Genomic DNA, 22,751 nt, shown 5'->3' with positions numbered 1-22,751 from the left:
GAAATGGAAATTACTTCGCCAAAATGGCGACGGAAGTTTGTCACGAAAGTGGTTTGATGGAGGCGGGGGTCGGAATCGAACCGGCGTAGACGGCTTTGCAGGCCGCTGCATAACCACTTTGCTACCCCGCCGCTGGAACAGGAGCGCACAAAAACGTGCTGAGGAACTGAAAAGGGAAAGCGTTTGCTTTCCCTTGGAATCTGGAGCGGGAAAAGAGACTCGAACTCTCGACCCCAACCTTGGCAAGGTTGTGCTCTACCAACTGAGCTATTCCCGCAATTAAGAAGCCGCTATTTTAGCGATTTTGAAACCGATGTCAAGACAGAGTGACATTCACTTTCCTTCATGCACCTGCGGTGCAGCCTTCTTGAGATAATAACCCATTGACCATAAAGTCAAAATTGCCGCAATATAAATCAGCCAGGTTCCCCAAACATGGGTGTCGATAACCTGTAATACCGGGTCATGATACAGAAGCAGCAGAATCGCCACCATTTGTGCGGTGGTTTTAAGCTTGCCGATGAACGAAACCGCCACGCTTTTACCCTGACCGACCCCAGCCATCCATTCACGCAACGCGGAGATGGTGATTTCCCGACCCACGATCACCAGCGCGATCCACGCATCTACGTGCCCGAGTTTCACCAGAATGATCAAGGCCGCCGCCACCATCAACTTGTCCGCCACAGGATCAAGAAAAGCGCCGAAAACGGAAGTTTGATTTAGTACGCGGGCCAAGTAGCCGTCGAGCCAGTCAGTCACAGCCGCGACGGCAAAAATCAATGTCGCGGTGATGTTGACCCACTGAGGTTGGAGCCATGTGGCCGGCAGGTAGAATACGGCCGCAAACACTGGAATCAACAGGATACGCAGCCAGGTCAGCAAGTTTGGAATATTCAGTGGCACTAATGGAGTCCCTGGTAAATTTTTTCCGCCAGCGTCTGGCTAATCCCCTCAACCTGGGCCAATTCATCCACGCTAGCAGCTTGTACGCCTTTCAAGCCACCGAAACGAGCCAGCAATTTCTGCCGCCGTTTCGCCCCCACACCGCCGATGTCCTCCAGCGACGAATGCAGGCGTGCCTTGCCGCGCCGCGCCCGGTGTCCGGTGATGGCGAAGCGGTGCGCCTCGTCGCGGATCTGCTGGATCAAATGCAGCCCGATATGATCTGCAGGCAATTGTAGCGCCTTTTCGTCGCCCGGAAAAATCAGCTGCTCCAATCCCGCCTTGCGCTCCGCCCCTTTCGCCACGCCGATCAGGCGGACATCGCTCAACCCTACCTCTGCCATCACCTCTTCGGCCACCGTCAGCTGTCCCTTGCCGCCGTCGATCAGAATCAGATCAGGCATGCTGCCCTCGCCTGCCGCAATCTTGCGGTAGCGGCGCGTCAGTACGTCGCGCATGGCGGCATAATCATCCCCCGGCGTGATCCCGCTAATGTTGTAGCGCCGGTACTCGCCATTCTGCATGGCATAATTATCGTACACCACGCACGACGCCACAGTCGCCTCCCCCATGGTATGACTGATGTCGAAGCACTCGACGCGCTTTGTCCCCTCCGGCAGATCTAGCGCCTGGATCAGCGCCTGCAGCCGCGCCTCCTGGGTAGATTGCTGGCTGAGCCGCTGCGTAATCGCAATCCGCGCGTTTTCCAGCGCCATCCTCAGCCATACCCGCCGCTCACCGATAGGCGTGGCACTGATCTGAATTTTTCGTTTAGCCTGCTCGGTAAGCAGCGCCGCCAGCATGGCGTCGTCAAGCTTTTCGCTGACGATGATCAGGGGCGGCACAGAGCGGCCAATATAATGCTGCGCCAGAAAAGCCTCCAGCGCGGTGACCGCATCGCACTCGTCGGCATTTTTCGGGAAGAAGCTTTTGTCGCCCAAATGCCTGCCCCCCCGGATCATCACCAGATTGACGCAAACCACACCTTCCACCGCAACGCAGGCAACCACGTCCGCATCCAGGCCACTCTCGCCGCTGACGAACTGCTTTTCCTGTATCGTGCGCAAGGCCAGAACCTGATCGCGCAGCACCGCCGCCGCCTCGTAGCGTTGCGCCTCCGCAGCCGCCTGCATGGCCGCTTCCAGACGCTCCAGCACCTGCTGCTCCTTGCCTTCCAGGAACAGCCCCGCCTCCTTCAAATCCTGATGATAGTCTTCAGCGCTAATCAAGCCGACGCAGGGCGCAGTGCATCGATTGATCTGGTAAAGCAGGCACGGACGTGTACGATTGTTGAAAACGCTGTCCTCGCAGGTGCGAAGCCGGAATACCTTCTGAAGCAATTGCATGCTTTCCCGAACCGCCCCGGCATTGGGGAACGGCCCGAAATACCGGTTCTTCTTATCGGGCGTGCCGCGAAAATACCCCAGCCGCGGGTAGCGGTGGCCGCTCAGCATGATGTAGGGATAGGATTTGTCATCGCGGAACAGAACGTTGTAGCGGGGAGCCAGCGCCTTGATCAGGTTGTTTTCCAGCAGCAGCGCCTCGCCTTCGGTGCGCGTGACGGTGGTCTCGACTTGGGCTATCTGCGACACCATCAATCCGGTGCGTGGCGCTAGCGTGGTTTTCTGAAAATAGGAGGAGACCCGTTTCTTGAGATCGCGCGCCTTGCCGACGTAGATCACCTCTCCGCCCGCATTGAGCATGCGGTACACCCCAGGTAGATGGGGCAGGCCGGTGATGAAGGGCTTGGAGTCGAACAAGGTCAACTGGCGTCGAGCAGTTCACCCGCAAAAGCCCAGTTTTCGTAGGGCATCTCATCGAAGGAGATGACCGTATAGGACCTGGGCTTGTTGGCGATACGTTCCAGGGTGTCGGTGACTTCCTCGGCGATTTTCTGCTTCTGCTCGCGGGTGAGCGTACCGGCGATGCGGATATTGACGTAAGGCATATCAGTTCCTTGGCAAGTTGTTGCGGATATTGGCGAACACGGACTCGAACATTTCCGCGGTAAGCCGTCGGGTCTGAGTATTATAGCGACTGCAATGATAGCTGTCGTACAGCGTCATTCCCCGGGGAAGTATATGCACCGCACCATGGCCGAAGGAAAAATCCTTGAGCTTGAGTCCCAGCGCGCGCAGCACCGCCTGGTGGGCGATCGTGCCCAGCGCGAGTATCGCGGACCCCTCACCCAGACCGGCGATTTCCCCACCTAGATAGCCGTTGCACTGCCTGATTTCGGCAGGCTCCGGCTTGTTTTGCGGCGGCAGACATTTGACCGCATTGGTTATGCGACAGTCGATCAATTCCAGTCCATCCTCCACGCTGACCGAATCCGGTGCGCTGGCGAAACCATACTTATGCAGCGTCCGATACAGCAATATGCCCGCGAAATCCCCGGTAAACGGCCTGCCGGTGCGGTTGGCCCCGTGCATACCCGGTGCCAGGCCGACGATCAGCAAATTCGGATCCTCGACACCAAACGGCGGCACTGGCCTGGCGTGGTATTCGGGATAATCGCTGCGCACCTGCTCCAGAAATCCTGCCAATCTCGAGCATTTCATGCAATCAGTTGAAAATACTGAATTATTTGTTATTTCCATATCCCGCCTTCACTTAATTTATCCTGGTTTCTAGGAAATACCACGATTCACCTATTGCTTCGCGTTAAAAATAGGATAAGGATATCGTTTCGAATAGTGTTTGTAATCTTCAAAAAACCATCATGGCCAACGAACCCATCTTGCAAGATCGTTTCGGCAGACGCGTCGAGTATCTGCGCCTGTCGGTCACCGACCGCTGCGACCTGCGCTGCACCTATTGTATCCCGGAAGGCTTCAAGGGTTTCGAGGAGCCCGAACTATGGCTCAGCTTTGACGAAATCGAACGTGTGATTAGTGCATTTGCCCGCCTCGGGGTCAGCAAGATCAGGCTGACCGGCGGAGAGCCCTTGACGCGCCGCAACCTGCCTGATCTGGCGCGCCGCCTGAGCGCCATCGATGGCGTCAAGGATCTCTCTCTCAGCACCAACGCCACCCAGCTTGCCAAGCATGCTGTAGAACTCAAAAAAGCGAAAATATCCCGCCTCAATGTCAGCCTGGATTCCCTCAATCCGGAACGCTTCAGCCAGATCGTGCGGCGAGATTGCCTCGATCAGGTCCTGGCAGGATTGATGGCCGCAAAGGAAGCCGGCTTTGCCCCGATCAAGATCAACATGGTCGTCATGGCCGGCGTGAACGACGACGAAATCGACGACATGGTGGCGTTCTGCATCCAGCACGACTTCACCCTGCGCATGATCGAAACCATGCCGATGGGCGAAACCGGCAGGAACGCGCAATATCTTGACCTTCAGCCCGTCAAGGCGCGCTTGCAGCAGCGCTTCGGACTGATCGACGGCGTGATGGCCGGCGGCGGCCCGGCACGCTACCTGAAATCCCCGGATGGCGCCTTCACCGTCGGCTTCATCACCCCGATGTCGCAGCATTTCTGCGATACCTGCAACCGTGTCCGGTTATCGGTTGATGGCACGTTGTACATGTGCCTGGGCCAGGACGAAAGCCTGGCGCTGCGCCCCCTGCTGCGTGCCGGCGCTACGGACGATGACTTGGCGGCCGCAATCCGCGCAGCTATCGAACTCAAACCCCAGCGCCACGAATTCCGCGAAAAACCGGGTCAGGTAGTTCGCTTCATGTCGCTGACCGGCGGCTGATGTCTGCACTGATCGACTTCCATCTCGGCACCGCGCCGGACGATCACGGCAGGACATTCGACGCCATCCTGGCGCACGACGACGAATGGCTGGAATACACTCACAACTTCATCCAGTGGCTGTTCCCGCTGACCAGCATCAGCGGCGCCAACCCCACCGCACCCACGCTGGATTCCGCACAGATCACCGAATTCCGCAACAACCCAGCGCTACGAAAACAGCTGTTGCGCTCTTTCGACCGCATGCTGGGTTTTTACGGGCTGACCAGAACCCCGGACAGCATCAACAAGGCGCCCAACTGGGAACAACGCAAGTCCCTCTGGTTCACCCACCCCAGCCACAACCACCTGCGCATTACCCGGATACTCAAATCTCTGAACACGCTGGCAATGGAGCATGAAGCGCGGATGCTTTACGACATACTGATATCATTAAAACAAACCGAACCGGACTGCGGCATTCCCGGCACAGCGTTCACACACTGGGCAGCCGCCGTTACCCCATAATCCTCTCTGCCACCCGCGCCGCGCCCATCAGGCCCACCTTGGGGTTGAGCACGACATGGACGGGAATATCCTTCAGCAGTCCGGCGAAGCGCCCCTTGGCGGCAAATGCGCGCAGAAATGTGCCGTCCTTCAGCTTGCCCATGATCTGCGGTGCAATGCCGCCTGCGATGTACACGCCGCCGCGCGCCAGAACTTTGAGCGCCAGGTTGCCGGCTTCCGCGCCGTAGATGCGCGCAAACAGGTCAAGCGCATCTGCGGCCAAGTCATCCTTGCCGCCCATGGCGCAGTCCGAAATCGCCGCCGCCGGATCGCTGGCCTTCATCGCCGCCTGCAGTTCCACCGTGGCCTGCTGTCCCCGGCTGTCGCGCAAGAACTCGAAGATATTCACCAGACCAGGGCCTGACACCACCCGTTCATAGGAAACATGGCCGTATCGCGCGGCAAGATAGCGCAGCAACTCGATTTGAAGCGCATCGACCGGTGCGAAATCGGCATGGCTACCCTCAGACGGAAAGGCAGCGTAATGCCCCCCCTGCCAGACCATGTAGCCTTCGCCCAAGCCAGTGCCGGCGCCGATGACCGCACGCACCCCGCCTTGCTGCGGCGCACCGGCTTGCAGGGTCGCCAGATCCTGATCTTCCAGGGCCTCGATACCGTAAGCCACGGCCTGAAAATCGTTGATCAATCGAACCCTCGGGATGTGGAATTCCGCGGCAATCGATGCCTCATCGATCTGCCATGGCAGGTTGGTAATGTTCGCCCGTCCGCCTTCCACCGGGCCGGCCACGCCAAAACAGGAGGCGGCAAGGGCGCGAGAAGGGAAATCACTCAGGAACTCAGCGACGACCTGGTTCAGGCTGGCGAATACGGCACTGTCGAAGCGCCGCTCGGCGAGCACGCCGCCGCCGGCTTCGCAAAGCCTGAGCAACGTCTTGGTGCCCCCGATATCACCGGCGAGCAAGATTTTCTTGATGGGTGTATTCATGATCAGAATGATAAACTACTCTGCAAGATAATACCGTGATCACAACACATCGAAGCGAGGCCACATGCACCCGGCAATTGACCAAGCGGTTTCCCAGGCCGGCCAGATCATCCTTGGCAAGGAGCGGCAGATCCGGCTCGCCTTCGCCTGTCTGCTGGCACGCGGCCACCTTTTGATCGAGGACATACCGGGCGTCGGCAAAACCACTCTGGCGCACGTGCTGGCGCAGATCCTGGGGCTCGGCTTCCAGCGCATCCAGTTCACCAGCGACCTGCTGCCCGCGGACGTCCTCGGCGTTTCGGTCTACGATCGAGAAAGCGCCTGCTTCAAGTTCCACCCCGGGCCGATTTTCGCTCAGCTCATCCTGGCCGACGAAGTCAACCGCGCCACCCCGAAAACCCAGAGTGCCCTGCTCGAGGCGATGGAGGAGCACCAGGTCACGATTGAGGGCGAAACCCGCCCTCTGCCCGAGCCGTTTTTCGTCATCGCCACGCAAAACCCGATGCACCAGATTGGCACCTTCCCCCTGCCGGAATCGCAGCTCGACCGATTCCTGATGAGGATCGACCTGGGCTACCCAGACGCCCGGTCGGAACGCGCCCTGCTTCAGGGAAGCGACCGCCGCCGCATGATCTCGCAGCTTAAACCCTGCATGGAGGGCGAACAACTGGCGGCCCTGCAGGAGAACGTCCGCACTGTACATGTTTCCGCGGCCCTGCTCGACTACCTCCAGGCCCTGCTCGAATTTACCCGAGTATCTCCGCTCTATGACTGCGGACTGTCGCCGCGTGCCGGTCTGGCACTGCTGCACAGCGCACAGGCCTGGGCCTTGATGGAAGGCCGCGACTACGCCATGCCGGAAGACCTCCAGGTAGTGCTACCGGGTGTGGTCGGCCATCGCCTGCGCTTCGCTCACGGCGAAACGGGCGCCGAGTCATCCAGCCCCGCCCGACGACTACTCGACGCCGTCGCCATTCCCTAGGAGCCTGTCGGGCTTATGATGTTCCGACTCATTAACCGCCCGGTGTGGCGGCGGGTTTTCAACCGGATCGACGTGGAGCACGGTCCGATTACCCTCGACCGCCAGCGGATTTTCATCCTGCCCACGCGCCACGGCCTGATGTTCGCCATGGTGCTGCTGCTGATGCTGGTCGGTTCGATCAACTACGCCCTGAGCCTCGGTTTCGTTCTCACCTTCCTGCTCGGCGGCATGGCACTGGTCTCTATCCTGCACACCTACCGCAACTTGGCCCAGCTCAGGATAAGCGCCGGCAAAACGATGCCGGTCTTCGCCGGACAGCAGGCGAGTTTCACCCTCTGTCTGAACAGTTCCAGCACCACGGAGCGATACGCCGTCGGCGTGATGCTTGAAAAACAGCACCCACAGTTCATAGACGTCCCTGCCAGAGAAACAATGACCGCCACACTCGCGCTGGATGCCCCGCAACGCGGCATCCTCCGGCTTGGCCGCTTCACCCTGTTCACCCGATTCCCGCTGGGCCTGTTCCGCGCCTGGTCGGTACTCGACCTGGACATGGCCTGCATCGTTTACCCGCAGCCGGATACCGCCAGGCTACCCCAGCTTGCCGGCGTCCAGGGGCTTGGCGACAGGGCGATCACCGCCGAAGGCAGCGACGATTTTCGCGGTATGCGCCCCTACCACCTCGGCGATTCGCTGCGTCACGTCGCCTGGAAGGCCTTGGCACAGGGGCGAGGGATGCTGGCCAAGCAGTTTTCCGGCCAGGCTCTGCCCGAGCTCTGGCTGAATTGGGACGACCTCGCCGGCATGACCACCGAGGCACGCCTTTCCCGCCTGTGCTGCTGGGTGCTGGATGCGCAGAATACTGGTCTGAGCTACGGTCTGCGAATTCCCGGCTCCACCCTGGCACCTGGCAACAGCGAGGTGCACCAGCGCACCTGCCTGGAAGCGCTGGCGCTGTTTGGCATAGCCCCTCACAAAAATGCGCACCCGACTAACTGACATGGCGAGAAGTGTCGCCCCGAATGATGGACATCGCTTCTCGCCGTGTCAGTTCCCTCTCTCCTACCTCTCCCCCGGAGGGGGAGAGTGATGAGGTATCGCTTCGCGATGTTCACGTTACGGCTTGATAACAACACCTGGCTGCTGGCCGCGATGGCGCTTGCCATTGCCCCGCACACGCCACGCCTGCCAATCTGGATCAGCTTGCTCTGCCTAGCGGTTGGCGCGATGCGCCTGATCGAAGTCCGCCTGCCTGCCCGCTGGCTGTTGATCACGCTTGCCGCTGCCACCGCAGCGGGCATTTACGCCAGCTACCATACGCTGCTCGGGCGCGACGCGGGGGTCGCCCTGCTGGTCGCGATGCTGACCCTCAAGCTGCTGGAATCCAGAACGCTGCGCGACAGCATGGTGGCCATCTTCATCAGCTATTTTCTGGTCATCACCCACTTCCTCTATTCCCAGACCATCCCTACCGGCCTGTACCTGCTGTTGGTGGTGCTGATCATCACCGCCACCCTGATCGGGATTAACCATCCAGGCAGACAAATCGAACCGCGCAAGCAGCTGCGCCTGGCCGCCGTACTTCTGGGCCAAGCCGTACCGGTCATGCTGGTGCTGTTCCTGTTTTTTCCGCGCGTACCGGGCCCGTTGTGGGGCATGCCAACCGATGCCTACGAGGGAATGACGGGACTGAGCGACAGCATGGCGCCCGGCAGCATCAGCAAGTTGAGTCAATCCGGCGCGGTGGCTTTCCGCGTGGCCTTCGATGGCTCGCCACCCAAGCCGGAGCAGCGCTACTGGCGCGGCCCGGTGCTGGATTTCTTCGATGGGCGGAGCTGGTCGGCCACGGCAGCGCCTGACCCCAAACCAGCCGACATCACCGTAACAGGTGACCCGGTCAGCTACACGCTGACGCTAGAACCGCACAACAAGCGCTGGCTGCTCGCGCTGGATCTGCCCGCCAAACTACCGCCAGCCAGCCGCCTTGGCCCCCATTATGAACTCCTCGCCGACCAGCCGGTAAGGCAGCGCCTGCGGTATCGCGCAGTATCCTATCCCAATTACCGGGCCGGCCTCTATCCAGGCGCGACAGAACTAAACCGCTCGCTGCGGCTGCCTGCATTGGGCAACCTCAAGACACGGGAGATGGCGGGTGCCTGGAAGCGTGCCGCGAAGGACGATGGAGAAATAGTGCAGCGCGCCCTGGAACTGTTTCGAAACGAGGCTTTCTTCTATAGCCTCACCCCACCGCTACTCGGGATCAATTCGGTGGACGAATTTCTGTTCGATACCCGGCGCGGTTTCTGCGAGCACTATGCCGGCAGCTTCGTCTTCCTGATGCGTGCGGCGGGTGTGCCAGCCCGGGTGGTGACAGGCTATCAGGGAGGAGAAACCAACCCGTTTGGCAATTACCTGATTGTGCGCCAGTCCGATGCCCATGCCTGGGCCGAAGTCTGGCTCAAGGACCGGGGCTGGGTGCGCGTCGACCCGACTGCGGCGGTTGCCCCGCGACGCATAGAATCCGGCCTGGCTGCTGCACTTCCGGCAGGAGAACCGCTCCCCCTGCTGGCACGGATGGATAATGCCTGGCTGATGCAATTGCGGATGAGCTGGGATACGCTGAATAACGACTGGAACCAATGGGTACTGGGCTACGGGCAGGAACGGCAGTATGACTTGCTGTCACGCCTGGGGTTCGAGATGGCTTCATGGAAGGAACTGGCGGTCAGCCTGACAGCTGGTGTTGGGGCGTTGCTGCTGGCGTTTTCCGGCTTCATGCTGTGGCGACGTGTCCCGGTTGGTGCTGACCCGGCCTCTGTGATCTATCAGCGCTTTTGCCGCAAGCTGGCACGCGCCGGGATTGTGCGCCTGCCCAACGAAGGCCCGGCAGATTTCGCTCAACGTACGGCAATGTTACGGCCTGATCTGGCATTAAGCTCGACATCGATCAGCGAGCTTTATATCGCACTGCGTTATGCGCCGCACCCAAACGCCTCTGACTTGCGACAGTTCGGGAAGCGGGTCAGAGCCTTCCAGTCCCAACTGCCCGATTAACCAGGATTGTCCCACGCCATGAAGCCCTCTCCTCAATCCTCTCCCGCAGGCGGGAGAGGAAGCAAACGTAAAAAGCACTTGTTATGAATTGCGCTTCCAGTCTTTATGCAGCTTCCACTATTTCAACAGGGATGCCGGCAGCTACCCGGTCAAACAGGTCCAGGATATCCTCATTTTGCATCCGGATGCAGCCCTTCGAGGCGGGCACGCCCATCTCCGCCCCCTCCGGCGAGCCGTGGATGTAAATGTACCGGCGCATGGTATCGACACTGCCAAGCCGGTTCCTGCCAGGCTCGCAGCCTGAAAGCCAGAGAATACGGGTAAGAATCCAGTCGCGACCGGGAGACTGAGCGCCCAGCTCCGGCGTATAAACCTCGCCGGTTGGCCGGCGTTTGACGAACACGCTGTTGACGGGCTGACCCGCCCCGATCTTGGCACGAATAATGTGCGAGCCGCGCGGCGTGCAGTAGCTGCCGCTCTCCTCACCGACCCCATTCAGGGCAGTGGAAACGCTATAGCGCCTGATCAGTGCATCCTGATCATCGAGCAATTCCAGGGTTTGGTTGGCAATGACTATCCTAATTCGCAACGGTACAACCCTTTCCGCGCCGCTGCGCAAAAAAACCACTCAACAGGCTGCCACACTCATCCGCCAGAATTCCGCCCACCACCTCGGCATGGTGGTTCAGCCGGGTCTCGGCAGGAAGATCGATGATGCTGCCGCAAGCGCCGGTTTTTGGATCGGAAGCGCCGTACACAACCCGTTCGACACGCGCGTGAAAAATCGCTCCCATGCACATGACGCAGGGTTCCAGGGTAACGTAAAGGGAACAACCGACCAGCCGGTAATTGCCGAGATTCTCGGCGGCATCGCGCAAGGCCATGATTTCCGCATGGGCGCTGGGGTCGTGGCGCGAAATCGGCGCATTGAAACCGCGCCCGACAATCTCCCCATTCCTCACCACCACCGCACCCACGGGCACCTCCCCCGCAGCCCAGGCATCGCGGGCAAGGACGAGAGCCTCGCGCATGAAGCGCACATCAAATGTATCGTTTTCCATAGGTAAGCAAAACTATCACAGATCCATGGGGATGGTCATTGTGGTTAGCAAGGAGCTGGATTGGGTTGAAGTCACCATTCAAATCTCGAATAACAACAAGGCGCTGATCGAGAATCGAGTTAACAAGCCATCCGGTGCACAGGCAAAAGACCGGCTGAAAACAGATGCCAGCCTATGGGCAGTGGCAGTCAGGCCATGGAATTGATCCAGCAAGTGGCCGAAAAACCGAATCAAGCCCGCTCCCGGTTCCTGCTGCCGGGCCGCTGAGCCAGTCTCATAAAATAAATGAGAACGGGTTCAGGCTCGCTCTCACTCCCACTCAATCGTTCCGGGCGGTTTGCCACAGATATCGTAGACGACGCGATTGATGCCGCGCACTTCGTTGATGATGCGGTTGGAAACTTTGCCCAGCAGAGTATAGGGCAGTTCCGCCCAGTGCGCGGTCATGAAGTCCTGGGTCTGCACCGCGCGCAGGGCGACTACGTAATCATAGGTGCGGCCGTCGCCCATCACGCCCACTGCTTTCACGGGCAGGAATACGGCAAAGGCCTGCGAGGTTTTTTCATACCAGCCTGAGGCACGCAACTCCTCGATGAATATGGCATCGGCACGGCGCAACAGTTCGGCGAACTCCGGCTTCACTTCGCCCAGGATGCGCACTCCCAGGCCGGGGCCCGGGAAGGGATGACGGTATACCATGTCATGGGGCAGGCCGAGCGCAACGCCAAGCTCGCGCACCTCATCCTTGAACAATTCCCGCAACGGCTCCAGCAGCTTGAGATGCAGGGTATCAGGCAAGCCGCCGACATTGTGATGCGACTTGATGGTGTGGGCCTTCTTGGTCTTGGAACTGGCCGATTCAATAACGTCCGGGTAGATAGTCCCCTGCGCCAGCCACTTGGCGTTCGGCAGCTTTGCCGACTCGCACTGGAACACTTCGACGAATTCGCGGCCGATGATCTTGCGCTTCTGTTCCGGGTCGGTCACACCGGCCAGATGCTTCATGAATTCCGCACCGGCATCGACGTGGATGACCTTGACGCCAAGATTATCGGCAAAAGTTTTCATCACCTGTTCGGCTTCGTTCAGGCGCAGCAGGCCGTTATCCACGAACACGCAAGTCAGCTGCGTGCCGATGGCGCGATGCAGAAGCGCAGCTACCACCGAGGAATCCACACCACCGGACAAGCCGAGGATGACTTCATCCGAACCCACTTCGGAGCGGATCCTGCCGATCGCTTCCTCGACATAATCCGGCATGTTCCAGTCATAGCCGCAACCGCAGATACCATGCACAAAACGCTCGAACAAAGCCTTGCCCTGCAGGGTATGGGTCACTTCCGGGTGAAACTGCACGCCGTAAAAATGGCGGGTTTCGTCGGCCATGCCGGCGATCGGCGTGGCCGCGTTGGAACTGATCACCTTGAAGCCCGGCGGCAGTTCCGTCACCTTGTCGCCGTGGCTCATCCACACGTCGAGCAGGCCATGACCTTCCTCGTTGATCCGATCCTGAATATCGCGCAGCAGCGCGGAATGGCCCTGTGCGCGCACCTCGGCATAGCCGAACTCGCGATGTAGCGCATTTTCCACCTTGCCGCCCAATTGCGCCGCCATGGTCTGCATGCCGTAGCAGATGCCGAGTACCGGCACGCCCAGACTGAAAACGATGTCCGGCGCACGCGGCGTTTCCTCCTCGTAGACCGAAGACGGTCCACCGGAGAGGATGATGCCCCGGGGGTTGAAATCACGGATGAACTGTTCGCTCACATCGTAGGGATGCAGTTCGCAGTAAACGCTGGATTCACGTACCCGTCTGGCAATCAGCTGGGTGTATTGGGAACCGAAATCGAGGATGAGGATTTTCTGGTGCATGGTGACGAGGCCGGTAATGAGTGATGGGGAATGGGTAATGTCGGAGCAATGGGTGATGCACCCATTGCTCATCTCTCATCACCCATTACTCGACGTGGTAGTTGGGCGCTTCCTTGGTGATCTGCACGTCGTGGACGTGAGACTCGCGGATGCCAGCCGAGCTGATTTCGACGAACTCGGCCTTGGCGTGTACCTCGGCGATGCTCGAACAACCCAGATAGCCCATGCTGGAACGCACGCCGCCGTTCAACTGGTGAATCACCGACAGCACGCTACCCTTGTAGGGTACGCGACCTTCGATCCCTTCCGGCACCAGTTTGTCGGCATTGGCTTCTGCTTCCTGGAAATAGCGGTCTTTCGAACCCTGCTGCATCGCACCCAGCGAACCCATGCCGCGGTAGGATTTGTAGGAACGCCCCTGAAACAGCTCAATCTCGCCTGGCGCCTCCTCGGTGCCGGCAAACATCCCGCCCAGCATCACGCAATCTGCGCCTGCCGCCAGCGCCTTGGCCACATCGCCTGAATAGCGGATGCCGCCATCGGCTATTACCGGTACGCCGCTTCCTTTCAGCGCCTGAACCACATTGGCGATGGCCGTAATCTGTGGCACGCCAACGCCTGCAACAATACGGGTAGTGCAGATCGAACCCGGGCCGATGCCGACCTTGACTGCATCAGCGCCGTGGTCAGCCAGAGCCAGAGCCGCCGAAGCGGTGGCAATATTACCGCCGATAACCTGTACCTGCGGGAAGTTGTCCTTTACCCATTTCACCCGGCTCAGCACACCTTGGGAATGGCCGTGTGCAGTATCCACCACGATCACATCCACACCCGCTTCAGCCAGCAGGGTAACGCGCTCCTCGGTGCCCTCGCCCACGCCCACTGCGGCGCCAACCCTCAGCCTGCCCTGGCTATCCTTGCATGCCAGCGGATGCTCGGTGGATTTCTGAATATCTTTGACGGTGATCAGGCCACGCAGCTCGAAATCATCGTTGATCACCAATACCCTCTCCAGACGGTATTTATGCATCAGCGTCATTGCTTCTTCGCGGCTGGCGCCTTCCTTGACCGTGATCAATTTGTCACGCGGCGTCATGATGTTCCTGATCGGCTGATCGAGATTGGTCTCAAAGCGCAAATCACGGTTAGTGATGATACCGACCACGCGCCCGCCATCCACAACCGGCAAACCGGAAATCTTGTGCTGGCGAGTCAGCACCAACACATCGCGGACCGTCATCTCTGGGGAAATGGTGATCGGATCCTTGACCACGCCGCTCTCAAAGCGTTTCACGCGGGCCACCTGAGCGGCTTGCGCGGTAGCGGTCATATTCTTGTGAACAATGCCGACCCCCCCTTCCTGCGCCAAAGCGATCGCCAGGCGAGCTTCGGTGACGGTATCCATCGCCGCCGAAATCAAGGGAATATTGAGTGAAATTTCTCGGGTAAGCCGCGTGGCGAGGCTTACGTCACGGGGCAAAACGTTGGAATACGCAGGGACCAGCAAAACATCATCGAAGGTCAGCGCTTTCTGCAGAACACGCATGTTTTTATCCTTGTTACCAAAGCGATATTATACAAGTTTCGGACATCACCGGTAAACCGGCTTCTCTAATTTTTACATTTACAGAGTTGACCCGGTACGCTTGGACCATTGACGGGCGTATCGTGAAACGCTATGTTTAGGCACACAAAATAAAACTGAGGAGAGCAAAACATGCGCAACACCCTTATTAGTATCATCACTTTCAGTTTCTTGCTGCTCGGTGGCTGCCAGAGCAGCGGCACGTCAAAACCCGACTCGTCCGCCGCTGCCACCCCGGCCGCCGAGGCCGCCAAGCCTGCACTCTCCGAAGAAGCCAGGCAGGCGCTCACCAAGGCCGAAGCCGACGTCAAGGAAGCAAAAACCCAGAAGGCCCTATGGACCACGGCGGAAGATGCTTTGAAGAAAGCTCAAGAAGCTGCAGCCAAAGGCGACAGCGTGGCCACCCTGAAATTTTCGAAAACCGCGAGCGAGCACGCACGCCTGGGGTTGACGCAAAAGAGCTACCCCCTAACCAAATGATCCTAAGGTGCAAACCATGCGACAATTTCTGACTATCGTTTCGATGCTGGTGCTGGCGACTGCCGCACAAGCCGGTGTCACCCGATGGGTGGATGCGGAGGGCAAGGTGCATTATTCCGACCAAAACCCGCCACCCACCGCCAAATCGCAAAAAAACCTGGACCTGAAGAATAGCCCTACCTTGCCCCAAGCCGCACCCGATAGCAAAGGCGGAGAAAAAAGCCTGGCGGAGAAGGATCTGGAATCCAAAAAACGCAGAGTTCAGGCGGAAGAAACCGCTGCCAAACAAGCCAAGGATCAGGAAGAAGCAAAAAGCAGGAGGGCGAACTGCGAGCAAGCACGCAACCAGCTGCGAGCCCTGCAGGAGGGGCAAAGGGTCAGCAAATTCGATGAAAAAGGCGAGCGCGTCTTTCTCGAAGACAAAGACCGTGCACCAGCCATCGAGGAAGCGAAGAAGTCAGTGGATTCCTGGTGTAAATAAAGGGAGTCAGGTTGAGGATGCCTCGGCGTCCCCAGCCTCATTCCTCACTTCCTTACCTTCTGCCGCGCGTTTCCTGCGGACTTCCTTCGGATCCGCTATCAGCGGGCGATAAATCTCGATTCGATCCTTATCCCGGAGCACGGCGTCAAGCTTGACTTGCTTGCCGTAAATCCCCACCTTGGCGCTGGCCAGGTCAATTTCCGGAAAATCCCGCAGGATGCCGGATCGTGCTATCGCCTCGGACACCAGAGCCCCCGACCTTAGCTTCAAGGACAAGATTTCCTGTTTCTGCGGCAGGGCATATACCACTTCCACCGAAATCTCTTCACTCATGGCTCACCATAGATTTCTGCCGCACGTTGAACGAATGCTTCGACAAAGCTGTTTGCAATATGCCCGAAAACCGGGCTGACCAGTTTCTCCATGATCTTGCTTGAGAATTCATAATGGAGCTTAAACTCGACCTTGCACGCAGCCTCGTCCAGCTCGACAAATCGCCAGCTGCCCTCAAGATGGCTGAAAGGTCCATGGCGGAACTTCATTTCGATCAGATGCGGCGCCTGCCGAACGTTTTCGGTAGCGAAGCTCTGCTTGAGATGATGATAATCAATATGCACCGTCGCTTCGAGCGCTTCGTCGCTGTGCCGCACCACCTCCGTCCCGCCGCACCAGGGCAGGAAGGTCGGATAATCTTCGATCCTGTCGACCAGCACGAACATTTGCTGTGCCGAGTAAAAAACCAGCACGGATTTTTCCACTACTACCATTCAGTCTACCGCTGTAAAAAACTGTTAAAATACACGATTTCCTGGAGAAACTCACCTGCCGATGAGCATCGCGCAAAACAAAAAAGCTTTTCACGACTATTTCATCGAAGAAAAGTATGAAGCCGGCATGGTCCTTGATGGCTGGGAGGTCAAGGCCATCCGCGCCGGTCGTACGCAACTCAAGGAAGCCTACGTCATCATCCGCGGCGGCGAACTCTATCTGCTAGGCTGCCATATCAGTCCGTTGCCGACCGCCTCCACCCACATCAACCCCGACCCGGTGCGCACCCGCAAGCTGCTGCTGCATGCCGAGGAAATCAGCAGGCTGATTGGCAAGGTGGAGCGTGCCGGTTTTACCCTCGTGCCGCTGGACATGCATTTCGTCCGCGGTCGGATCAAGCTGGAAATCGGCCTGGCCAAAGGAAAAAAACAGCACGACAAACGGGAAGCCGAGAAAGAGAAAGACTGGCAGCGCGAGAAGCATCGCCTGTTGCGAAACAAATAATGAAAGTTTTCGGATTCGCCGGCTACTCCGGCAGCGGCAAAACCACGTTGATCGAGCAGTTGATCCCTCTGTTCGTGGCGCAAGGGCTGAAGGTATCCTTGATCAAGCATACCCACCACGATTTCTCCATCGACCAGCCGGGCAAGGACTCCTACCGTCTCCGTACCGCGGGCTGCAGCGAGGTAATGGTGGCCTCGCAATACCGCTGGGCGTTAGTCCACGAACTGCGTGACGAGCCGGAACCGGGGCTGCAGGAACAGCTGGCGCGGCTGGCGCCCTGTGATCTGGTGCTGGTGGAAAGCTTCAAGAACGAGGCGATTGCCAAACTGGAAGTGCACCGCACAGTCATCGGCAAGCCGTTGCTTTTTCCCCAGAACCCGAATATTGTCGCCATCGCCAGCGACCTTGCTATGGAAACAACATTGCCGCAGTTCAGGCTAGACCAGCCGAAAACTATCGCCGCATTTATCTCGCAACAAACAGGTCTTATAAACCATGGACAAGAAACAGAACATGCTCAGCGCTGACGAGGCGTTGTCCTTTCTGCTGGCACGAGTGCGGCCAGCAAACAAAACCGAACAAATCGCCACAGCCGATGTGCTGGGGCGGGTCCTTGCCGAGCGCCTGACTTCGGCGGTCAATGTTCCTCCGCTCGACAACAGCGCCATGGATGGCTATGCCGTGCGTATCGCCGATATCACAAATGCATCGACGCGACTACGGGTGACTCAGCGTATCCCGGCGGGCACAGTCGGACAGCCCCTTGAAGCTGGCCAAGCCGCCAGAATCTTCACCGGGGCGCCAGTGCCAGCCGGCTGCGACGCGGTGGTGATGCAAGAATATTGCGGCGTCGAAGGTGATACCGTAACTGTCAGCAAACCTCCCAGAATTGGCGAGAATATCCGCCGTTCCGGCGAGGACATCGCTGCCGGAGCCGAAATTCTTCCCGCCGGCATCCGGCTGCGCCCGCAGGAAATGGGGCTGGCGGCATCGGTTGGTTTTGCAAGCCTACCTGTTTACCGCAAGCTGAAGGTCGCCACTTTCTTTACCGGCGACGAAATCGTCATGCCCGGGGAACCTCTCAAGCCGGGCCAGATCTACAACTCTAATCGCTTCGTGCTGACTGGCCTGCTGCATGCGCTGGGCTGCGAAGTCGTTGATCTGGGTATCGTGCCGGATGACTTCGCCGCTACCGTAAAGGTACTCGAAGCAGCAGCCGTAGGGGCGGACCTGATCATCACCAGCGGCGGTGTCTCCGTGGGCGAGGAAGACCATGTCAAAACAGCGGTGGAAGCGGTAGGCAAGCTCAATTTGTGGAAAATCGCGATCAAGCCGGGCAAGCCGCTGGCCTTTGGCGATGTCGGCGAAGTTCCGTTCATCGGCCTGCCGGGTAATCCGGTCTCGGCTTTTGTCACTTTTTGCCTGTTCGTGAGACCGTTCATTTTGCGCAGTCAGGGCATTTCCGCTACCGCCCCGCAAACCTACTCGCTGAAGGCCGATTTCGACTGGCTGAAACCCGACAAGCGCCGCGAATTTCTGCGCGCCCGGCTGCACACGGCGGAAAATGGCGAAGTCGGAGTCCAACTCTACCCGAACCAGGGTTCCGGCGTCCTTACATCCACTGTCTGGGCCGATGGCCTGGTGGAAGTGTCGGAAGGAAAGCCGATCCGACGTGGTGAGACCGTAAAGTTCCTGCCCTTCTCCGGATTGCTCAACTAACATGAGGAAGCCCGCATGATCACCCTGCTATATTTCGCCCGGCTACGCGAAACTCTGGGCCTGTCCTCGGAGCAGGCAACCCTGCCTGCCGGCGTCGCCGATGTCCGGTCGCTGACTGAATGGCTGCGCCAACGAGGTGGCACATGGCCGGAAGAGCTTGCCCAGGACAAACCCGTACGCGTGGCCGTCAACCAGGACATGGCCGACCCGGACACGACCGTGCGTGATGGCGATGAAGTCGCTTTCTTTCCGCCCGTGACAGGAGGCTGAAATGCCGGTGCGCGTACAAACGGAAGATTTCGACCTCGGCGCAGAAATCCTCGATCTGCGCCGAGATAATACCGGTATCGGCGCAGTCGCCAGCTTCGTCGGTCTGGTGCGCGATCTGAATCACGGCAACACGGTTGCTGAAATGACCCTGGAACACTACCCTGGCATGACGGAAAAAGCATTGGCCGAAATTGTGGAGGAAGCAAAGCGGCGCTGGAATATCATTGATGCGCTGGTAATCCACCGCATTGGCCCGCTCAAACCCACGGATCAAATCGTACTGGTAGCAGTCAGCAGCGCGCATCGTGGCGACGCTTTTGCCTCCTGCGAATTCATCATGGATTACCTGAAGACCCGTGCACCATTCTGGAAGAAAGAAGAGACCGAAGCAGGCGCATATTGGGTGGATGCGCGTGAAGATGACGAAACAGCGGCACAACGCTGGGCTGCACCATCAGCCTGATTCACCCGGGTTAACTTGAAAAAATAGGCATTCTCCGCTAAAGTTCTACCAGCTCATGCCGTTATCCTTAGCATAAATCGGATAACCGCTAATAGATCGCGAGGCGTCAATGACGTTATCGAAAAACGATCTGCAACCCGAAGGAATTAACTTTGAAGATCGATGCCTCCGTAAAATCGCCGACCAGTAGCGGCGTCAAGGAAACCGCCCCACGCGCCTCGAATGCGGGAACGGGCACGCCGACTGCCGCACCGCAAGGGAAACCAAGCTCGCAGGACAACGTTCGGATCACCGCGCTTTCATCGCAGCTTCAAGCCATGGAAAGTAACATGAACAACGTGCCGGTGGTGGATAGCGCACGCGTGGAAGCAATCAAACTGGCCATTAGCGAAGGGCGCTTCAAAATCAATCCGGAAGTCATTGCAGACAGCCTGCTGGCAACAGTTAAAGACCTGATGCAGAACCAGAAGAGCTGATATTGACAGTCAACCCGGCAATCGCCTCTCCCTCCGATTTAGTCAAGAACCTGGAAGCAGAGTTACGAGCATTCCAGGATTTCATCAAGGTATTACAAACCGAGCAGGATGCTCTGGTTCAGGGCAACGTTGACCCCCTGCTCGAACTGGCCCGGATCAAATCCGAAAAAGTGGTGTTATTGTCGCAGCTTGCCGAGAACCGTGCCCGCTTCCTCAGCGCGCTGGGTTACCCCCAAGAACAGGGCGGCATGATGAAATGGCTGCAGCAGCGCGACGGAGGAAATCCACACATTGCCGAACTCTGGCAGCAGCTTCTGGCACTTGCGGAAAATGCCCAGCAACTCAATCAGATCAACGGCAGCATGATCGACACCCAACTCAGGAACAACCAGCAAGCACTCGCCATCCTTCAGGCGGCCGCCAATCAGAGCGCGCTGTACGGGCCGGACGGGCAGACCCAGGCGCTGGGTCTGGGGAGACCAATCGGCAAGGTTTAATGATTATGGGCTCTTGGCTCGGATGGTTTCCGGCACGGCTTTGGACACCTGACTGGCCAACGGTATGTCGATAATCTTTTCCTGCTGTTCCGACAGAATCATGATAGTCACACGCCGGTTCCGCGCGCGCCCTTCCGGCGTGCTATTGGAGTCAACCGGACGAAATTCCCCATAACCCACGGCGACCAGGCGGTCGGCTGGCGCCCCGCTCTCTGCAAGCAGGCGTACCACACTGCTGGCACGGGCTGTCGATAGCTCCCAGTTGGATGGGAAAGCGATGGTGCTAATCGGGGTGTTATCGGTAAAGCCCTCCACCTGAATATCGTTCGGCACCTTTGCCAAAACGCCCCCTACCGCACGCAGCGCCTTGATCGATCCTGGCTCGAGAGCCGCCTGGCCTGAAGCGAACAGCACGCTGGCATTGATCTCGATCGCGATACCATGAACACTCTGACTGACTTTAACCTGCCCTTCTTTTACCAGAGGTTCCATTGCTTTGAGGATATCCTCGGCGACCCCCTTCATTTTTTCCGTTTGCTGTTTCTGACGGGCTTCAATGACGGGATCAGGTTTGCGAACAAAAATCGTTTGTTTCAGGGCCAGAGCCTGAGCGGAACTCGACGACCCCCGCGATGCATCGATCCGCAGTGCGGGTGCAATCGGTGTAGTGGCCGTCGGTGTGGTTTTAAAGGCGTTAACAAGGGAATCGCTCAGCACCCGGTATTTTCCCTCATTAACCTGGGAAATCGAATACATCACGACAAAAAAGGCAAACAACAGGGTAATGAAGTCGGCGTAAGACACCAACCAGCGCTCCAGGTTCTCATGTTCTTCGTGCTTCTGTCTGCGCGCCATCGTACACCGCCGCCGGAAGTAACTCTCGACTAAATAATGTAACCCTGCAATTTTGACTCGATCACGCGAGGATTTTCGCCATTGGCAATGGATACCAAGCCTTCTATCAGCATCTCGCGCATCACCACTTCCTGCTCGATAAGGTATTTAAGCTTGCCGGACATCGGCAGAAAAAACAGGTTGGCCGATCCCACGCCGTAAACGGTTGCGACGAAAGCTACGGCGATACCGGCACCCAATTTGGATGGGTCGCTCAAGTTCTCCATCACGTGAATCAGGCCGAGCACCGCACCCAGAATGCCAACCGTAGGTGCATAGCCGCCCGCAGCCTGCCAGACTTTCGAAGCATCCAGATGATGTTTCTCGTAAGTCGAAATTTCCACCTCGAGTGCAACACGAATTTTCTCCGGCTCGGCGCCATCCACCAGCATTTGCAACCCTTTTTTGGTGAAGGTATCCTCCAGCAGATCCAGCTGCGACTCAAGTGCCAGCAATCCACCCTTGCGCGCAAGGTTGCTCCAGACCAGCACCTGTTCGATCAAAAACTGCTGGTTCGCTTTGGGTGGCCAGATTATCCATTTGGCCAGCCTCATGCCCTCAAAAAAAATCTTGGGCGAACTCTGCAGCATGATGGCGCCCGTCGTGCCACCAAGGACAATGATGAATGCCGTCAATTGCATCAGGGAGCCAATATGCCCCCCCTCCAGAACCTGGCCGCCAATAATTGCGGTCAAAGCCAGCAAAATACCGAATATGCTGACTAGATCCATGCATCTGCTCCGCAGTTAATAATCCACCCCATGCACCGCTTGCCTTCCATTTTCACAGCCATTCCTTCAACTTGCTGCGCAAGCGTGCCATGGCTTGGCTATGCAGCTGACACACGCGCGATTCGCTAACGCCCAACACCTCGCCGATTTCACGCAGATTCAGCTCTTCCTCATAGTACATCGCCATCATCAGCTTCTCGCGTTCTGGCAATATGCCGATTGCCTCGATCAATTTTTCCCGGAATCTTCCGTCCTGCAATTTGGCTAAAGGTCCTGCAGAATCGTCGGCGCAGTGGCGCTCGAAAAAGTCCTCATCCTCGCTACTGTGCAAGTCCTCGTAATGCAGCAACTGGCAACCACGCGCGTCCAGCAACATTTGCTGGTAGTCATCCAGGCTCACGTGCAATTCGTCGGCCACCTCGCGCTCGGTCGGAGCGCGACACACGCGCTGCTCCAGAGCATTCATTGCGGTTTCGATCTGACGCAGCGTTTTCCGCGCCGAGCGCGGCAACCAGTCGCATTGCCGCAATTCGTCCAGCATTGCACCGCGGATACGCTGCACTGCATAGGTCTCGAACTGCGCGCCCTGCGTATCGTCGTAATTGCTCACCGCATCAAGCAGGCCGATCATGCCCACTTGAATCAGGTCGTCGACCTGCACGCTGGCAGGCAGCCTCGCCATCAGATGATAGGCAATGCGCTTTACCAGCGGAGCATATTGGACGACGTATTGATTTTTCTCCAGCCCGGTTTTAGCGTACATAGCACA

The 22,751-nt window shown here is 58.2% G+C and carries 28 protein-coding genes, 2 tRNA genes and 1 pseudogene; 15 read left to right on the top strand and 16 right to left on the bottom strand.

Going from position 1 to position 22,751, the window contains the following annotated elements:
* Nucleotides 1-57: 57 nt before the first annotated feature.
* The 6 genes and pseudogenes from SCT_RS15015 to SCT_RS14990 all read right to left on the bottom strand — a co-directional run.
* Nucleotides 58-131 (bottom strand) — tRNA-Cys (locus tag SCT_RS15015).
* 70 nt (nt 132-201) lie between these two features.
* Nucleotides 202-277: transfer RNA gene (locus tag SCT_RS15010), tRNA-Gly, on the bottom strand.
* A 56-nt stretch (nt 278-333) separates the two neighbouring features.
* Nucleotides 334-906, bottom strand: coding sequence for a CDP-diacylglycerol--glycerol-3-phosphate 3-phosphatidyltransferase (gene pgsA / locus SCT_RS15005; protein ID WP_059424574.1), 573 nt, complete (start codon nt 904-906; stop codon nt 334-336).
* A complete protein-coding gene (uvrC, locus tag SCT_RS15000; protein ID WP_059424569.1) occupies nt 906-2,705 on the bottom strand; it encodes an excinuclease ABC subunit UvrC in 1,800 nt (599 codons plus the stop codon). The genes pgsA and uvrC overlap by 1 nt, the downstream gene beginning before the upstream one ends.
* A 2-nt stretch (nt 2,706-2,707) precedes the next feature.
* Nucleotides 2,708-2,893 carry a 4-oxalocrotonate tautomerase family protein gene (locus SCT_RS14995; RefSeq protein ID WP_059424566.1) on the bottom strand — a complete coding sequence of 62 codons (186 nt, stop codon included), beginning with the start codon at nt 2,891-2,893 and terminating at the stop codon, nt 2,708-2,710.
* Nucleotide 2,894: 1 nt separating this feature from the next.
* Nucleotides 2,895-3,479, bottom strand: a pseudogene (locus SCT_RS14990) (uracil-DNA glycosylase); the annotation flags it as partial.
* Between the two features lie 188 nt (nt 3,480-3,667).
* Here SCT_RS14990 and moaA point away from each other — a divergent pair.
* Together moaA and SCT_RS14980 are read left to right on the top strand one after the other, a co-directional pair.
* A complete protein-coding gene (gene moaA / locus SCT_RS14985; protein WP_059424562.1) occupies nt 3,668-4,654 on the top strand; it encodes a GTP 3',8-cyclase MoaA in 987 nt (328 codons plus the stop codon).
* Complete coding sequence (locus tag SCT_RS14980; RefSeq protein ID WP_059424560.1) at nt 4,654-5,160, top strand: opioid growth factor receptor-related protein; 507 nt, start codon at nt 4,654-4,656, stop codon at nt 5,158-5,160. The genes moaA and SCT_RS14980 overlap by 1 nt, the downstream gene beginning before the upstream one ends.
* Here SCT_RS14980 and SCT_RS14975 read toward each other — a convergent pair.
* Nucleotides 5,150-6,145 (bottom strand): glucokinase, encoded by a 996-nt coding sequence (locus SCT_RS14975; RefSeq protein WP_059424559.1) that lies wholly within the window; start codon nt 6,143-6,145, stop codon nt 5,150-5,152. The genes SCT_RS14980 and SCT_RS14975 overlap by 11 nt on opposite strands.
* A 64-nt stretch (nt 6,146-6,209) precedes the next feature.
* On the opposite strand from SCT_RS14975, the gene SCT_RS14970 reads away from it, so the two are divergent.
* The 3 genes from SCT_RS14970 (at nt 6,210) to SCT_RS14960 (ending at nt 10,181) form a co-directional block, all read left to right on the top strand.
* The gene (locus SCT_RS14970; protein WP_059424557.1) at nt 6,210-7,127 is read left to right on the top strand and encodes a MoxR family ATPase; all 918 of its coding nucleotides are present in this window, start codon (nt 6,210-6,212) and stop codon (nt 7,125-7,127) included.
* A gap of 15 nt (nt 7,128-7,142) precedes the next feature.
* The gene (locus tag SCT_RS14965) at nt 7,143-8,126 is read left to right on the top strand and encodes a DUF58 domain-containing protein (RefSeq protein ID WP_059424554.1); all 984 of its coding nucleotides are present in this window, start codon (nt 7,143-7,145) and stop codon (nt 8,124-8,126) included.
* Nucleotides 8,127-8,216: 90 nt separating this feature from the next.
* Nucleotides 8,217-10,181: a DUF3488 and transglutaminase-like domain-containing protein gene (locus SCT_RS14960; protein WP_059424552.1), complete on the top strand. Its 1,965-nt coding sequence runs from the start codon at nt 8,217-8,219 to the stop codon at nt 10,179-10,181.
* A 103-nt stretch (nt 10,182-10,284) separates the two neighbouring features.
* On the opposite strand, the gene SCT_RS14955 is transcribed toward SCT_RS14960, so the two are convergent.
* Both SCT_RS14955 and tadA read right to left on the bottom strand, forming a co-directional pair.
* The gene (locus tag SCT_RS14955; protein ID WP_059424550.1) at nt 10,285-10,770 is read right to left on the bottom strand and encodes a L,D-transpeptidase; all 486 of its coding nucleotides are present in this window, start codon (nt 10,768-10,770) and stop codon (nt 10,285-10,287) included.
* A complete protein-coding gene (tadA, locus tag SCT_RS14950) occupies nt 10,760-11,242 on the bottom strand; it encodes a tRNA adenosine(34) deaminase TadA (protein ID WP_059424547.1) in 483 nt (160 codons plus the stop codon). The genes SCT_RS14955 and tadA overlap by 11 nt, the downstream gene beginning before the upstream one ends.
* A gap of 25 nt (nt 11,243-11,267) precedes the next feature.
* On the opposite strand from tadA, the gene SCT_RS17185 reads away from it, so the two are divergent.
* Entirely contained in the window at nt 11,268-11,447 is a 180-nt protein-coding gene (locus SCT_RS17185; protein ID WP_159107918.1) for a DUF2288 family protein, read from the top strand.
* A 104-nt stretch (nt 11,448-11,551) separates the two neighbouring features.
* Here SCT_RS17185 and guaA read toward each other — a convergent pair whose 3' ends face one another.
* Nucleotides 11,552-13,114: a glutamine-hydrolyzing GMP synthase gene (gene guaA, locus SCT_RS14945; RefSeq protein ID WP_059424618.1), complete on the bottom strand. Its 1,563-nt coding sequence runs from the start codon at nt 13,112-13,114 to the stop codon at nt 11,552-11,554.
* 85 nt (nt 13,115-13,199) lie between these two features.
* Nucleotides 13,200-14,660: an IMP dehydrogenase gene (gene guaB / locus SCT_RS14940; RefSeq protein ID WP_059424545.1), complete on the bottom strand. Its 1,461-nt coding sequence runs from the start codon at nt 14,658-14,660 to the stop codon at nt 13,200-13,202.
* Nucleotides 14,661-14,831: 171 nt separating this feature from the next.
* Here guaB and SCT_RS14935 point away from each other — a divergent pair, with 171 nt between their 5' ends.
* Both SCT_RS14935 and SCT_RS14930 read left to right on the top strand, forming a co-directional pair.
* Nucleotides 14,832-15,179: a hypothetical protein gene (locus tag SCT_RS14935; protein ID WP_082098383.1), complete on the top strand. Its 348-nt coding sequence runs from the start codon at nt 14,832-14,834 to the stop codon at nt 15,177-15,179.
* A gap of 16 nt (nt 15,180-15,195) precedes the next feature.
* On the top strand, nt 15,196-15,660 hold the full coding sequence (locus tag SCT_RS14930; protein WP_059424543.1) for a DUF4124 domain-containing protein: 465 nt from the start codon (nt 15,196-15,198) through the stop codon (nt 15,658-15,660).
* Between the two features lie 6 nt (nt 15,661-15,666).
* Here SCT_RS14930 and SCT_RS14925 read toward each other — a convergent pair whose 3' ends face one another.
* Complete coding sequence (locus SCT_RS14925; protein WP_059424541.1) at nt 15,667-15,993, bottom strand: RnfH family protein; 327 nt, start codon at nt 15,991-15,993, stop codon at nt 15,667-15,669.
* Nucleotides 15,990-16,427 (bottom strand): type II toxin-antitoxin system RatA family toxin, encoded by a 438-nt coding sequence (locus tag SCT_RS14920; RefSeq protein WP_059424540.1) that lies wholly within the window; start codon nt 16,425-16,427, stop codon nt 15,990-15,992. The genes SCT_RS14925 and SCT_RS14920 overlap by 4 nt, the downstream gene beginning before the upstream one ends.
* Before the next feature lie 61 nt (nt 16,428-16,488).
* Here SCT_RS14920 and smpB point away from each other — a divergent pair, with 61 nt between their 5' ends.
* The 7 genes from smpB to SCT_RS14885 all read left to right on the top strand — a co-directional run bounded on the left by smpB (nt 16,489) and on the right by SCT_RS14885 (nt 20,357).
* Nucleotides 16,489-16,932, top strand: coding sequence for an SsrA-binding protein SmpB (gene smpB / locus SCT_RS14915; RefSeq protein WP_059424538.1), 444 nt, complete (start codon nt 16,489-16,491; stop codon nt 16,930-16,932).
* Nucleotides 16,932-17,459, top strand: coding sequence for a molybdopterin-guanine dinucleotide biosynthesis protein B (gene mobB / locus SCT_RS14910; RefSeq protein WP_059424536.1), 528 nt, complete (start codon nt 16,932-16,934; stop codon nt 17,457-17,459). The genes smpB and mobB overlap by 1 nt, the downstream gene beginning before the upstream one ends.
* Entirely contained in the window at nt 17,446-18,651 is a 1,206-nt protein-coding gene (gene glp, locus SCT_RS14905; protein WP_059424534.1) for a gephyrin-like molybdotransferase Glp, read from the top strand. The genes mobB and glp overlap by 14 nt, the downstream gene beginning before the upstream one ends.
* Nucleotides 18,652-18,666: 15 nt before the next feature.
* Nucleotides 18,667-18,921, top strand: a complete 255-nt coding sequence (moaD, locus tag SCT_RS14900; RefSeq protein ID WP_059424532.1) for a molybdopterin converting factor subunit 1 — start codon at nt 18,667-18,669, stop codon at nt 18,919-18,921.
* 1 nt (nt 18,922) lies between these two features.
* Nucleotides 18,923-19,384, top strand: a complete 462-nt coding sequence (moaE, locus tag SCT_RS14895) for a molybdopterin synthase catalytic subunit MoaE (protein ID WP_059424529.1) — start codon at nt 18,923-18,925, stop codon at nt 19,382-19,384.
* Between the two features lie 152 nt (nt 19,385-19,536).
* A complete protein-coding gene (gene flgM, locus SCT_RS14890; RefSeq protein ID WP_059424528.1) occupies nt 19,537-19,860 on the top strand; it encodes a flagellar biosynthesis anti-sigma factor FlgM in 324 nt (107 codons plus the stop codon).
* A 2-nt stretch (nt 19,861-19,862) separates the two neighbouring features.
* Complete coding sequence (locus SCT_RS14885; RefSeq protein ID WP_059424525.1) at nt 19,863-20,357, top strand: flagella synthesis protein FlgN; 495 nt, start codon at nt 19,863-19,865, stop codon at nt 20,355-20,357.
* A gap of 3 nt (nt 20,358-20,360) precedes the next feature.
* Here SCT_RS14885 and motD read toward each other — a convergent pair whose 3' ends face one another.
* The 3 genes from motD to SCT_RS14870 are packed head-to-tail and all read right to left on the bottom strand — an operon-like array spanning nt 20,361 to nt 22,745.
* Nucleotides 20,361-21,212, bottom strand: coding sequence for a flagellar motor protein MotD (gene motD, locus SCT_RS14880; RefSeq protein ID WP_059424523.1), 852 nt, complete (start codon nt 21,210-21,212; stop codon nt 20,361-20,363).
* Between the two features lie 29 nt (nt 21,213-21,241).
* Nucleotides 21,242-21,982: a flagellar motor protein gene (locus SCT_RS14875; protein ID WP_059424521.1), complete on the bottom strand. Its 741-nt coding sequence runs from the start codon at nt 21,980-21,982 to the stop codon at nt 21,242-21,244.
* A 52-nt stretch (nt 21,983-22,034) separates the two neighbouring features.
* The gene (locus SCT_RS14870) at nt 22,035-22,745 is read right to left on the bottom strand and encodes an RNA polymerase sigma factor FliA (RefSeq protein ID WP_059424519.1); all 711 of its coding nucleotides are present in this window, start codon (nt 22,743-22,745) and stop codon (nt 22,035-22,037) included.
* Between the last annotated feature and the right edge of the window lie 6 nt (nt 22,746-22,751).

The sequence above is a fragment of the Sulfuricella sp. T08 genome, assembly GCF_000971475.1.
Taxonomy (GTDB): Bacteria; Pseudomonadota; Gammaproteobacteria; order Burkholderiales; family Sulfuricellaceae; genus Sulfuricella.
This window is presented reverse-complemented; position numbering and strand designations above follow the sequence as displayed.